9 protein-coding genes are annotated in these 13724 nt (G+C 28.2%); all 9 read left to right on the top strand.

Annotated features, from left to right (window positions below; genetic code table 11):
* The first annotated feature begins 58 nt into the window (after nucleotides 1-58).
* The 9 genes from KQI86_RS05250 to KQI86_RS05210 all read left to right on the top strand — a co-directional run bounded on the left by KQI86_RS05250 (nucleotide 59) and on the right by KQI86_RS05210 (nucleotide 13719).
* On the top strand, nucleotides 59-3151 hold the full coding sequence (locus KQI86_RS05250; protein ID WP_216438083.1) for a thiopeptide-type bacteriocin biosynthesis protein: 3093 nt from the start codon (nucleotides 59-61) through the stop codon (nucleotides 3149-3151).
* Nucleotides 3152-3243: 92 nt separating this feature from the next.
* A complete protein-coding gene (locus tag KQI86_RS05245; RefSeq protein ID WP_216438082.1) occupies nucleotides 3244-3399 on the top strand; it encodes a hypothetical protein in 156 nt (51 codons plus the stop codon).
* Between the two features lie 59 nt (nucleotides 3400-3458).
* Entirely contained in the window at nucleotides 3459-3614 is a 156-nt protein-coding gene (locus KQI86_RS05240) for a hypothetical protein (protein ID WP_216438081.1), read from the top strand.
* A 101-nt stretch (nucleotides 3615-3715) separates the two neighbouring features.
* The gene (locus tag KQI86_RS05235) at nucleotides 3716-5017 is read left to right on the top strand and encodes a lanthionine synthetase C family protein (protein ID WP_216438080.1); all 1302 of its coding nucleotides are present in this window, start codon (nucleotides 3716-3718) and stop codon (nucleotides 5015-5017) included.
* 295 nt (nucleotides 5018-5312) lie between these two features.
* Nucleotides 5313-6644, top strand: a complete 1332-nt coding sequence (locus KQI86_RS05230; RefSeq protein ID WP_216438079.1) for a hypothetical protein — start codon at nucleotides 5313-5315, stop codon at nucleotides 6642-6644.
* Between the two features lie 74 nt (nucleotides 6645-6718).
* A complete protein-coding gene (locus KQI86_RS05225; protein ID WP_216438078.1) occupies nucleotides 6719-7903 on the top strand; it encodes a hypothetical protein in 1185 nt (394 codons plus the stop codon).
* 9 nt (nucleotides 7904-7912) lie between these two features.
* The gene (locus tag KQI86_RS05220) at nucleotides 7913-10573 is read left to right on the top strand and encodes a GAP1-N2 domain-containing protein (RefSeq protein ID WP_216438077.1); all 2661 of its coding nucleotides are present in this window, start codon (nucleotides 7913-7915) and stop codon (nucleotides 10571-10573) included.
* 42 nt (nucleotides 10574-10615) lie between these two features.
* A complete protein-coding gene (locus tag KQI86_RS05215; RefSeq protein WP_216438076.1) occupies nucleotides 10616-11956 on the top strand; it encodes a GTPase domain-containing protein in 1341 nt (446 codons plus the stop codon).
* Nucleotides 11957-11979: 23 nt separating this feature from the next.
* Nucleotides 11980-13719: a vWA domain-containing protein gene (locus KQI86_RS05210; RefSeq protein WP_216438075.1), complete on the top strand. Its 1740-nt coding sequence runs from the start codon at nucleotides 11980-11982 to the stop codon at nucleotides 13717-13719.
* Nucleotides 13720-13724 lie beyond the last annotated feature (5 nt).

The raw sequence follows: 13724 nt of genomic DNA, 5'->3' as shown, positions 1-13724 counted from the left end.
ACTCTAATTAGTTTCCAGTAGAGTAAATGCGTTTGAATAAAGATGGGAGGATATGACTGTGGAATATTTATGTAGTGATATTTTTATGGTTAGAGTTCCAGCGTTATCGTTAAAAACTTTTTTTGAATTTAGTACTTCAAAGTGCAATATAATAGATTATATTTCTAAGGATATTTACTTAAATAATTTTATTGAAGAAAGTTTATTAATATCAAGTAGATCTTTATATCAGAGTCTAAAGAATCCTTCAACTAGTGAGAAAAAAATTAGAAATTTAAATTCTGGAATATTAAATTATATGATAAGAGCATCTACTAGACCAACTCCTTTTGGATTGTTAGCAGGAGTAGGGCTGGGTGAATTTTCAAATCAGACTGAGATTGTTATGAATCAAAAAGAATACATAAAAGATGTTAAAATAGACACACAATGGATGGCTCATGTAATACATGAATTTGAGAGCGATATTAATGTAGTTTATCAATTAAAAGTAAAGTTCAATCCTATTTGTTATTTATGGGGAAAAAGACTCAAAAATCCTTATTTTTCTAATCATGGTGCTCCTAAAGAAGATAAGGAGAAGGTTGAAGAAAATGATATACAATACACAGGTTTGATTGAGCTTATTAGAGGAAAAACAGAAAAATTCATACCTTTTCTAGAAATAAAAAATATTATAAAAGCAGCATATAAAGATGCTCCTGAGGAACTAATTAACCGAACTTTACTTCAGTTAATAGAAAATGAATATTTAATAACTAACTTAAGGATACCTGCTTATTGTGATAATGCGTTAGGTCATGTTATTAATGAGCTGAAGGATAATGAGCATGTTAGTGAGTTAGTGGACAAGCTCAAAGAAATTGAAATGTTATTAGAGCAATATTGCAAAGTTGAAAATAAATCAAAAATGATAGAAATGATTTATGATAAAATGCAGAGTATTTATAAATCAAAAAACTATTTAGAGGTTAATAAAGGCTTAATTTTGAACAAAAACTGCTTAGCAGATAAGATTAAGAAAGAATTAGAGCATTTTGTAAATTGTTTAACCAATATCTCTATGGACGCCACTGAATATTCAAAACTAAACAAATTCAAAGAAGCATTTTCAGAAAAATTTGGATTGAACGTTGAAGTGCCATTAATTGATGTTATTGATAAAAATGGGTTTAATGGATTAGAATTATTGGAAAATTCTAATGAGACTATAACTGAGAGAGAAAAAAAAATAAAAAAAATAATTGATAACAAAATTATCTTAGCTTTGATGAATGGTAGCAAAGAAGTTAATTTATACAATGAGGATTTTTCAACAATATCCAATAAGAAAAAAAATATAAAGGCTCCAAAATCTTTTGATATGAGTTTTTATATAACCAGAAATGATAAGGGTTTAAATGGAAAAAATTATAATATTATCGTTGGACCAAATGCAGGTTCTAATAAAGCTGGAAGTATGTTTCAAAGGTTTTATGATACTTTTAACAAACAATTAATAACAAGATATAATGAAATATACTCAAAGGAGATTGAATTAACTAAAAATGATTATTTAATTTTAGAAGTAAGAGAAATGTCTGTTAATGGAAGAGTAAATAACATTATAAATAGATATAAAAATCATGAATATTATTTGGCGATAGCTTGTACTGATGAAACTGTGTCTGAAGAAATTCACATAAATGATTTATGCATAGGGTTGTCACAGGAGAGAGAATTATACATAAAATCAATAAGCAAAAAGAAAAAGTGTAAAGTAGTTATGGATAATATGTTAGTCTCTCGTTTAAATAGTAAGATGATAAGTTTCTTAAGAACAATTTCTGATGAGTATGAAGATAAAGTAATTAATAGAATTTTTAATCTTTATAAAAATGAATATATTTATACTCCAAGGATTAAGTTTGAAAATATTATAATTCATCCAAGAAGTTGGAATTTTAGCATTGAAGACTTTAATGTAAAAAGTTTTGAAACTTTTAAAAAGAGTTTTGATAAAGTCATCCATACATATAAAATTGATGAATATGTATATCTATGTGAAGGTGATAATCGATTATTAATTGACTTAAAACTGGAAGAATCTTTGCGCTTTATATACTTATCAGTTAGGAATAATGATAAATTGAACTTATGCGAAACTGAAATACTTCGGGAACCAATTGTTAAGGATTTGAAGGAAGATTATTATATATCAGAATTTGTTTTCTCATTCATACAACATGAAACAAAAAATGAATTGATGTTGCAAAATATGAAATATGACTTTGTACAAGACAATAGGATCTTTCAAAATAAAAATAATAGATTTCCTTTAGGGGCTGATGGTTGGATTTACATGAAATTATATGGAGTAGGAAATAAAGAAAATGAATTGTTAACGAAAGAATTATCAAGCTTATTAAATGAGTTAGATGCACAGAAATTCTTCTTTATTAGGTACTCAGATAGTGGGAAACATCTGCGTCTAAGATTTAAATTTGAAAACGAGAGTATTGCATTAAATAAATTACACAGGATTAATTCTTGGATTTTCGAATTACAAAAAAACTGCTTAGTTAATAGGAATGTATTTGATGTGTATGAAAGAGAAACAAATAGATATGGTGGATTAGAGTTAATAGAACATGCGGAACAACTCTTTTATGCTGATAGTATTTTTGTAATAAACATGCTAAATTTATTTGATTTAGAAAATGAGAAGGATAGGGAGCTAGCATACATGGTGGGCATGATATCGATATTAAAAGAGCTAACTCATGATGAAAAGGAATTATTTCAGATTCTAGATGAAGAAAACTTGAGAAATCAATACAAAGATGAATTTAGAAAATCAAGGTCCAACTATCTTAGAATTACAGAATGTATCTTTAAGAGAGAGTTAAAAGAAATTGATGGCAGATTACTAGACGTAATGGATGCCTACAAAAAGAGGCAAGTAACATTATATGATTTCAAAAGTGAGTTAGAAAAGCAGATTCAAAATAAGAAGATAACGAACACTAAAAAAAACATAGTACTTTCCGTAACCCATATGTATTGTAATCGTATGACTGGAATTATAGAATATGAAGGAAAATATTTATCAATTATAAGACATTCTCTATACGCTTTAATAGAAAAGTGGAAGCATACAAATAGAAAATAACTGTATTTTAGGTTTGTTTCAGTAGGTCATCAAAGGGGTCGTAAGAGCTAATAAAAACAAAAACATATTGGAAATTAGAAAGGGGAATTGTTATGAGTAACTTTAAAGATTTTGATTTGGATTTAAAAGAAATAAAAACTAATAATCAATCTGAAGGCATGGCTTCTTTTCCTTCATCCGATTGTTCATTAAGTGATATGACAGCGTGTGGATATTGTGCTGAGCCAGGAAAGGACAACCGCTGCTAATGATTCGTAAGAGTTAATAAAAAACAAAAACATATTGGAAATTAGAAAGGGGAATTGTTATGAGTAACTTTAAAGATTTTGATTTGGATTTAAAAGAAATAAAAACTAATAATCAATCTGAAGGCATGGCTTCTTTTCCTTCATCCGATTGTTCATTAAGTGATATGACAGCGTGTGGATATTGTGCTGAACCAGGAAAGAATAATCGCTGCTAATGGAGCGTAAAGGCTGATAAAAAACAAAAACATATTAGAAATTAGAATAAAGCATTACGACCCTTTTGATGACCTACTGAGTAAATAAAAGGAGGCAGCTTATGATAATCAACAATACAAATAATTATATAGATATTTCAGAAGATACAAAAGATAAAATCAATAAGTTTTTAGAGTGTTTTTTGGGATATGTTGAAGAACAATACGAGTTGAAAATCATAAATCCTGTACACTATTGTGATTTGCTAATCATGATTTCTGAGGCATATCCATTACTAGAGCGTAAAGAAAAGTGGGAACAAATAGGATATGATTTATGTAAAGGACTGAAACAGAATATAGAAACATATGGCATTTCAGAAAAACATATGGGAATGATTGGTGGACTAGGGTATATGTGCTTCTGTGTCAATTTATTTAGTGAAAAAACTGGTAATTTATTAAAATTTTCTCATACATTGAATAAGCTTTTATTCCAAGAATCTGTTAAACTTACAGAAAGATTAAGAAGAAAAAAAGATGTAAATATGAATGATTATGATATGATTGCAGGAGTATCTGGTTTTATATATTTTTTGCTAGATTTTAAATGGAATCTTGAGGAAGAATCACAATTAAAAAAATTAATTGAATATCTTGTTGAATTAACAAAATATCATCAGTATATGGGATGTTCAGTTATTAATTTTCATCTTACTAAGGAAAACTTATCTAGAGAAGATGAAAAACTTGAGTTTCCAAATGGAAATATTAATTTTGGTTTATCCCATGGAATGTTAGGACCATTATTAGCATTAACAAAAGCACACAGTAAAGGCATGGAAGTAGAAGGAATTGAAAGTGCGATTAATGAGCTGTTTGGTATTTATGATCAATTTAAAATATATCATAATGATATTGCTGCATGGCCTACACAACTATCTTTTGAAAGTTACATTAAAGGAGAATTTGAGGATAATTTAAGGCCTGTTATGGCAAGCTGGTGTTATGGAAACACGGGTATAGCTAGGGGGTTACAAAAAGCGGCTCAATATATGAAATATGTACAAAAAGAAGAAGTTTATAAAAAAGATTTGATTAATATAATTAATCAACCTGTGGATCGATATAATTTATACGAGACAATCATATGTCATGGATATTCAAGTGTTTTATGTATAAGAACCATGGCTTATAGAGATACAAAAGATAAACGTTTTGTTGAAACAATCGAAAAAGATATAGATGCGGTCATTAGTATATTTTATAGAAATAGCGATACTAGCTATGATATAAATAAAATTATTAAAAAACATTTTAAAGATAATATGTCTTTAATGCTAGGCGCAGTTGGGGTTGCGTTATCACTTTTAGGAGTTGTTCATGAGGATATGGAATATGGAAAGTTATTGATGGTTGATTGATTTTATTGTTCAACGAAGAAATGTTTATGAAAAAATAAATACCGAAGGTAAAATAAATCGTATGTAAATATTTGGGGAAAATATAATCTGATAAAAGCTGTCTCAAAATAGAAAGTAATTTCTAGAGCGAGACAGCTTTTTGTATATATTTTTAAAAACTATCAATGAATTAAAGAAATCTTTAAGAAATTTTAAGAAATTTATAAAATTTATATGATAAAATGTAAGTATGAAACTATAATTGGATATATTTGCATTTTACATATAAAAGATATGTTATATGGAGGAATTAATTATGATTGAAGAAAAGCAATCCCAATTGATAGAACTGATAGATGAATTAGAAATTATATTTTCTGTTAAGGATGATATTTCTAATGAAGAAATACATAATTTTATAGATAAATTTAATTTATTGTCTGAGTATGATATAAGGAAGAGAATATCAGAAATTACTGGGGATGACACATATATAAATAATGTAGAAGATACACACATAAAAAATACAGAAGATATGCACATAAACAATAGAGAAGACACACACATAAATAATGTAAAAAATATACGCATAAACAATATAGATGATACACAAGAGTTTACATTGCCTATTGGATTAGAACATGATCATGATGAGGATTTTAAAAAGAGAGAATTTAGTAGCTATGAAAATAATATAAATGAAGAATGTAGCAATGTAGATAAAGAACACAGCAGCATGAATGAAGAATGCTGCAATGTAGATGAAGGATATACCAGTGTAGATGAAAAATATAGTAGTACAAATGAAGAGTGTAGCAGTGTAGATAGAGAATATAGCAATGTAAATGAAGAATATAACAATATAGATGAAGAAGATAGCAGTGTAAATCAAGAATGTGTCAATGCAGAGGAAAAAGAGAAAGAAGAGTTACATAAAGACAAAGAGAAGTTACATAAGGCTATAGTAGAAGCCGTAGAGGAGAAAAAATATTCCTTTAATGAAAATTCAATACCTGAGGTGTTATTCATAAGGGGTGAGACCAAGTACGGGCAACTTTCCATAGAGTGGGGTTGGCCAGATGAAATAGAAGAGGTTTTAATATGTCACAGAATGGATAAGTTTCCAACAGGGCCTAGAGATTTATCATCAACACAATGTGAGATTAAAAGGTGTTGTGAGGATAAAATAGGTAGCTATACCATTAACAAGGCAAGTCAAGGAGACTTTTATTTTTGTGTTTACACAAAAGTAAATCTTAACGGAAAAATATTTTATTCACAGGGGCAAAAAAGGCTTGTGGTAAACAAAGAACCTTCGGAAATATTCTATGAAATAAAAATTAAAAAAAATATTTTTGGCAAATTAAAGTCTGCACAGATTGTAGTGTGGAGTAAAGAAAAAGAGGTGAATTTACCTCAACTTACTTTAGTAGGGAAGGTTGGAAATATGCCTCTTCAAAAATCTGATGGAGAGAGTATACTGAATATTGATTATGAAGCTATCACTAAAGATAAGTCCATAGATATTGAGTTACCTGATGATAAGATAAGGGGAAACATGTATGTGAAACTATTTTTTCATGATGATATCAATAGTAGACTCTTTAGAATAGTGTCTCCAGCGAAAGAAAGATTATATTTTAAATAAAAGAAAGATTATATTTTAAATAATTGTAATCATTTTGTAAAAAGAAAGTATTAATATTTGAGGTGATATAAATTATGAACTTTAACTTTAAAAAGAAGGATTATTATATATGCCCATATTGCTTTTCAAAGCATGATTTAGATAGAGTTGGTTTTATATGTGAAAATGAAGGGGAAAAATGCGAGAATGCAAAAATAAGATTTATAATGGAATTCGATGGTGGAAAGAGTAAGGGGCAAATGCCTGAATTTGAGACCTGCGATAAATGTGGTGAGAAAACAACTACAAAGGTATGTCCAACGTGTAATGAAGAACTTCCTTATTCTATTGGAAATTATGATAATTTGATATTTTCAGTGATTGGAGCAAAAGAAGCTGGAAAAAGCCATTACATTGCTGTATTAATAGATAAAATAATGAACGAAATAGGGTCATCCTTTAATTGTAGTCTTCAAGCTATTAATGATTCAACTATCAATAGATATAGGACGGATTTTTATAACCCAATTTTTAGACAAAATGAAGTAATAAGAGTAACTCGTTCAGCAAAAACAGATGCATCAGTAAAACAACCTCTTATTTACACATTGACCTTTAAACAAAAGAGTGGAATAGGAGGCTTCTTTAAAAACAATAAAAACAAAATAAGTAATGTGGTTACCATTGCCTTCTTTGATACTGCAGGAGAGGATTTGGATTCAGAAGATACAATGAAGGCGGTAAACAGATACATATACAATTCATCAGGAATTATATTTGTTTTAGATCCTCTGCAGCTAGAAAAAGTAAGAGATATGCTACCAGAAGAGGCTTCATTGCCAGAAAGAAACACGGAGATAGAGGATTTGCTTTCAAGAACGGCAAACCTTATAAGAAAAGCTAATGGTATAAAAATGGATAAACTCATCGATATACCAGTAGCAGTGGCTTTTTCAAAAATTGACGCAGTGGAATCTTTAGTTGATTCATCCAGTTCTATAAATTATGAAAGTAAACACATAAGCAATGGATATTTTGATTTATTAGATTTCCAAGATGTAAATGGAACAATGGAATCTTTAGTTAGAAGCTGGGGAGGAGAGAATTTTGCTAATCAATTAAGTACTAACTTTAAAGATTATGCTTATTTTGGAATGACTTCATTAGGATGTAATCCTAGAAGTAACAAAATTACGAAACTAAGACCTCATAGGGTAGAAGACCCTTTCTTATGGTTATTATATAAACACAAATTGATAAAGGCAGAAAAAGGGAAGTGATTTATAGCTATGAAAGTTCAGCAGCTTTTTTATACTTCATGTAAAAAAGGTATTTCTTTAGGAATGGGATTTCAAACATATTCTATGTCTAAAGGAATCACAGAGGAAGAAAGAAAAGAAATTGAATCTCATTGTATATATATACCGCCAGATAATCTTCCAACTCAACCTACGAAGGAAGAGATAGAGGAGCTATTTCCAATAGCATTGTCTTCTTTTAGATTAAAGAATGGTAAGTATTGCATTTGTCAATCAAAATATATCGGTAAGGATTACTCAGGAAGATATGGAAATTACTTTTCTCATGTTTTAATTTCTGATGAGACGTGGCCATTTTATCCTATAGAACTTTATGGTTCCATAACTTTTAGAGATTGTTTAACCCTTGAAGAAGAAAATGCAGTAGAAATAAATCCATTACCTAATTTAGAAGAAATACATTTAGGTAATGAAATTGATTTTTACACCATATCAAAATTTCTAAAAGGAACAGGAGTAGAAAATAGAAGAAAAAGTTTTAAGGTTTTCATGGATAATGTTGTAAGGTACCAAAAGGAAGGTAAACCTATAGTATTTTGGGACTCTAAAGAAAATAATCCCTATTGGATTGGAGCAATACAAATGTCTTTACCTAAAAATTTAGCACAGACATTTTCCTTTACAACATACTGTTATAACCCTGAAAATACTAATTATATAATTTCCGGCTTAGACAAAGATGGAAGCGTATTTAACTTAAAGGGCAATCAAAAATTATATAAATATACTTTTATAAATTTTAATGAAAGTAACCAACAAATAGTTAATACTAATTTTTCAAAGTTAGTGGAAGTGGGCTACACAGTTTCAAAGGAAGTACTGTTATCTTTTTTATACTTTATTGAACAATTTCAATATAACCTTTTAGATGAGGATATAGAAGATTGCATTTGCCTATACAATATAGTTAATAAAGGGATAGAAAAGCTAAATATTGAAAATGTAAAAAAAGCTATAATTTTTGCTAATACATATAAATCACAGGATGCCTTTACTAAACTTTTTGAACAAATTAGCCCTAATCTAGAGAAGATTAGCACTCAAGTTGACATGGAACTTACAGAAATAGTAGCTAAGTTTTTATTCAATATGGGAAGAGAGACAGGTAAATATGAACATATACAAAAAGCTTATGGTTTTTTATTTGATGCTATTCACTGTCTTATTATAGATGAAGAAGATATAGATGAGGAAGAAGTTTTTAAATTATATAAAAAGATTAGAGAAAATGAAAAAGAAAGCAGTCATGAATTTATTAAAATGTGTTTAGATAAACAAAGGATAGGTAGATTAAACACTTACCTTGAAGGAGCTAAGGTTAGACATGCAAAATTTTATCTTAAGTCAATAATAGACGACATAATAATGTTTAACAGAGAATGTGATATAAATGATAAGATACAATTATTTAGTATGAACGATGAAGAGGATGTAAAGAGAACAGAGTTATTAAAAAAATGTATGGAAATATTATTACATGCTCCTAAAGATATAGAAGAAGTTGTTCATTATTTTAAAGGTGAATATGAATATGTGTCTAACATAATAATTATGGAATATATACTTAACTTACATAAATGCAAAAATAGCTTGGTGGAGGAGACTTTAGCTAAGTTTGTATTTACTGAGGGAGATAGGGATGTTTACTGGAAAAAGAAAATATATTCTAATATTTATCCTCAGCCTTATGGTATGGATTTTATGTTTTATATGTTTAAATATGAGCTTTCAAAGAATATGGATAATGAAAAATTCTTTATTGAATATTGTGAGGAAATTTTTGATGAATTTATAGAATATAGAAATAAAAGATTTTGGCAGGCAGTAGAGACATACATGAATTTTTTTGAAGATATACCCTTGGAAGAATATAAAAAAATATTAAATTATATATGTAAGAACTTATCCTATATAGAAGTAAATAAAAAGCTTCTTCAAAAAATTATATTAAATTTTGAGGGAAAAATTAATGTAGATAATGCAGATAGTCTTTGTAATGGCATTGAGGAAGTAGAAAAACTTAAAAATAAATATAAGATAAATACTCATTGCAGCATTACAGAGCTTGTATGCATTTATAAGAAACTTAAAGATGATTCCTATAACAATAAAATGAAGGCTTTAAGATGTTTTAAGGCTGATTTTTCACATATGAGTTCAGATGAATATGAAGAGTATTTAAGTTGGATTTTATCAAATTTCAGTATATATATTAGGGATTATATTGATCATAGCAAGATAGAGAGAGCTTTTTTATGTGAAGAATATGAAGAAATTTATTATAGAATCTACACTGATATCATAATAAATATTCTATATGAAAAAAAATATAAAAATATATTAAAGGACTCTAATATAGAAACTTATGAAATATTTTTAGACTATGTTATTTTTATATTAAAAGATAAGGTAGATTTTGAAGAGAATATACAACATTATGTTGAAGATAAAATTATATATGTATTGCAAAATTCTAATGAAAGAAAAATAAACAATTATGACAAATATATAGTGCAAAAAATTAAAGATGATAGAAATAAAGCTGCTATATTAAAAGAATGGCAAAAGATGAAGATAAAAGCTGAGGAGAAAGGTGGATTCAAAAATATATTATCCTTTTTTAAAAAATAGAAGATATCAAATATATTATGGATTGGATGTGATGAGGGTAATATGTTAGATTTAATAATAAAAATACTTATTCTTATTATAGCAATTATTGTATTTATTGCATTAGGATTACCGAGTATTGTTAGTGCAGTTTTAAAAAGCTTTTTTATATGCATTTTTACTTACTTTGAAGCATTGAAATTTAGCATGGGTAATATTTCAGTAAATGAAATAAATGATCATAATGAACCGGCTAAAGAAAAGTATTTCTTTCATAAGCAATATAGAGATTTAAAAAATACTTGGTTCAGTGTTGATGGGGTTAATAGAGGAAAAGTACTGCTTATGAAAAAAAAGATGTATGATAAAGGTAGAGTTAATTTTAAAAAACTAAAAGCTTTTGAAATATCTACATATATATTCGGAAATATTTTTAGAGTAATTTACGCCTTTGTCCACTTTTTAATCGTAACTATTATTAGTATTCCTAATTATATATTTTATTATATAATTAAAACTTTAAAAGGAATAAAAAGGGCCAGAGGGAAACTTTCAAACGTTTGTCTACATTGCTATGAGAAGTTTCAATTACCTCATTATGTATGTGTGAAATGTGGAAGGGTTCATAAAAAACTCATTCCTGGACCCTATGGTATTTTAAGGAGAAAATGTGTCTGTGGAGAAGTTATTCCCTGTGCATTTTACTCAAGAACAGATAAAATTAAAGCGATTTGTCCTACATGTTCTAAAGAAGTTGAAATTAGAGAAAGTACTCCAATATGTATATCTGTTGTGGGGCCAAAGGCATCAGGAAAAACTTCATTTATACTTTCGGCAGTAAACTTATTATTAAATAATATTTCCAGGGAAAAAAATTGGGATGCAAAATTTTTGAAAGAAAATTTAAAGGAAGATGGAAAGATTTATAATGTGTTTATAAATTCGAAAAAATTTTCGAGTGAAAAACTATTGTATATTTATGATATTTTAGGAGAGAAATTTAATGATAAAGAGAGTATTAAGAAACAAAAATATTATAAATACATAGATGGACTAATATTTATTATAGATCCTAGTATAGATATGTACGAGATAAATGATTTGCTTGATAGATTTATAATAGCTTTAAGAGAAATTCGTCAAATTAAATTAGATAAATTTATACCTATACCTATAGCAGTAGTTGTCAATAAAATAGAAGAATTAGACAACAATACTGAAAATTTATTAAATGAGATGGGTGGAGAAACAGTAATAAGAAAAATCAACTATAATTTTACAAGTTATAAGTTTTTCTCATGTAACAGTATGGCTAATATTAGTAAGGAAAAAAGATACGATGTAGAATATGAAAGTGAACCTGTGAAATGGATTTTAAGTGAAGCTAACAGGGAACTTAAGTAAAATTGAAAAGAGGTGTTACCATTTTGAAGTCTAAAATTAAAGTAAATTTAATCATAATGATAATGGTTATATTTCAAGTATTTTCCGCCTCATTTATATCTGTTAAGGCTGCAGAACCATCTTCAAATTTAGATGTAATTTTTGTGCTTGATGCCAGTGGTTCAATGAAAGCAAGTGACCCTGAAGATATAAGGATAGAAGCGGTAAAAATGTTTTTAGATATGTCCCAACTTAAAGGCAATAAAGTAGGACTTGTAGCCTATTCAGACGATATAGTTAGAGCACATAATTTAAATGAAATGGACTTAGAGGATGCTAAAAATAGAATAAAAAATATGGCCTCTAATATTCCCTATGGTCAGAAAACTGATACAGGTGCAGGATTATTAGAAGGGGTAAGGCTATTAGATAGTGAACATGATAAGAACCATAGACCTGTAATAATATTGCTGTCAGATGGTAAAAACGATCCTTCAAGAAGTAATGAAGAATCGTTAAAGGATTTAAATGAAGCAATTAACATATGTAAAGAAAAAGGCTATCCAATATACACCATAGGATTAAATTACGATGGTACTGTGGATAAGAATCAACTAAGCGAAATATCAAATGCCACTAAAGGTAAGAATTATATAACTAACACTGCAGTAGATTTACCTAAAATTCTTACAGATATATATGCAGATAACTCAAAGTTAAAAGTTCAAGATAAAGGAACTTTAAAATTAGATGGAAGCTTTCAAGAGTTAAAAATTGATATTCCAAATTCAAATGTATTAGAAGCAAATGTATCTATGATTTCAGATAAACCAGTAGAAGTAAAGCTTATTAATCCAAAGGGAGAAGAAATTTCAATACCTTCTTCAAATGCCATATTTACTTCTTCGAAAAAATATTCGATGTTAAAAATTATCAAACCTGAAGTAGGAGAGTGGACATTAAAAGTAAAGGGAGTAAGTGGGAGCAGCATAGAGGTAAGCTATGTATTTAATTATGATATTCAAATAGAAGCAAAGTTTGATCCTATGAATCCTAATAAAGGAGATAAATTAAATGTAGAAGCCTACTTTGTGAATAATGGGCAAAAAGTTACAGACAAAGAGCTATACAATGGAGTAAAAGGAAAATTAGTTATAAAAAGTTTAAAAGATAATTCTATAAAAGAAGTACCTTTAAGTGTTAAAGACGGTGCATTTAAAGGGGAGTACTCTATTCCAGATAATGAAAAATATGAGCTTAAGGTAAGAGTGGATGGAAACAGCTTTTATAGAGAAAGTTCTCCTGTAATTATTGGAGGGGGAGGAGCGGTAGCAAAGGATCCTCCTAAGGAAAGTATTTTAAAGAAACCCTTAGTTTTAGTAGGAGTTGGAGCGGCGGTTTTAGCGTTGATCATAGGATTGATATTTGTAACAACTAAGAAGAAGCGTGTAAGTGGATTTGGACGCGTGGAGCTTAAAATTAAGGATGAAAACACCAATGAATCTTTACCACCTCAATTTAGAAGCTTAAAGGGGTACAGAGGAAGCTTTTCTTTATTTGAAGTATTAGGACTTAAAGAAGAGTATGAGGAAACAGAAGGAGTAAGATTTATATTTAGAAATGATGATAGTATAGAGTTAGTTAATAAATCAGAATGTATTGTTCAAAAGTCAGGCAGGAAAATAAATAACGATTCAAATATAAGACTTTATAATGGAAATAAAATAACTATACAATTGAATAAAATTTCAAAGAGTGTAACTGTAGAGTTTTATTCTAAATAGGCTAT

The sequence above is a fragment of the Clostridium mobile genome (assembly GCF_018918285.1).
GTDB lineage: Bacteria > Bacillota > Clostridia > Clostridiales > Clostridiaceae > Clostridium_AW > Clostridium_AW mobile.
The sequence above is the reverse complement of the archived record's forward strand: the minus strand, read 5'-3'. Positions and strand labels throughout refer to the sequence as shown.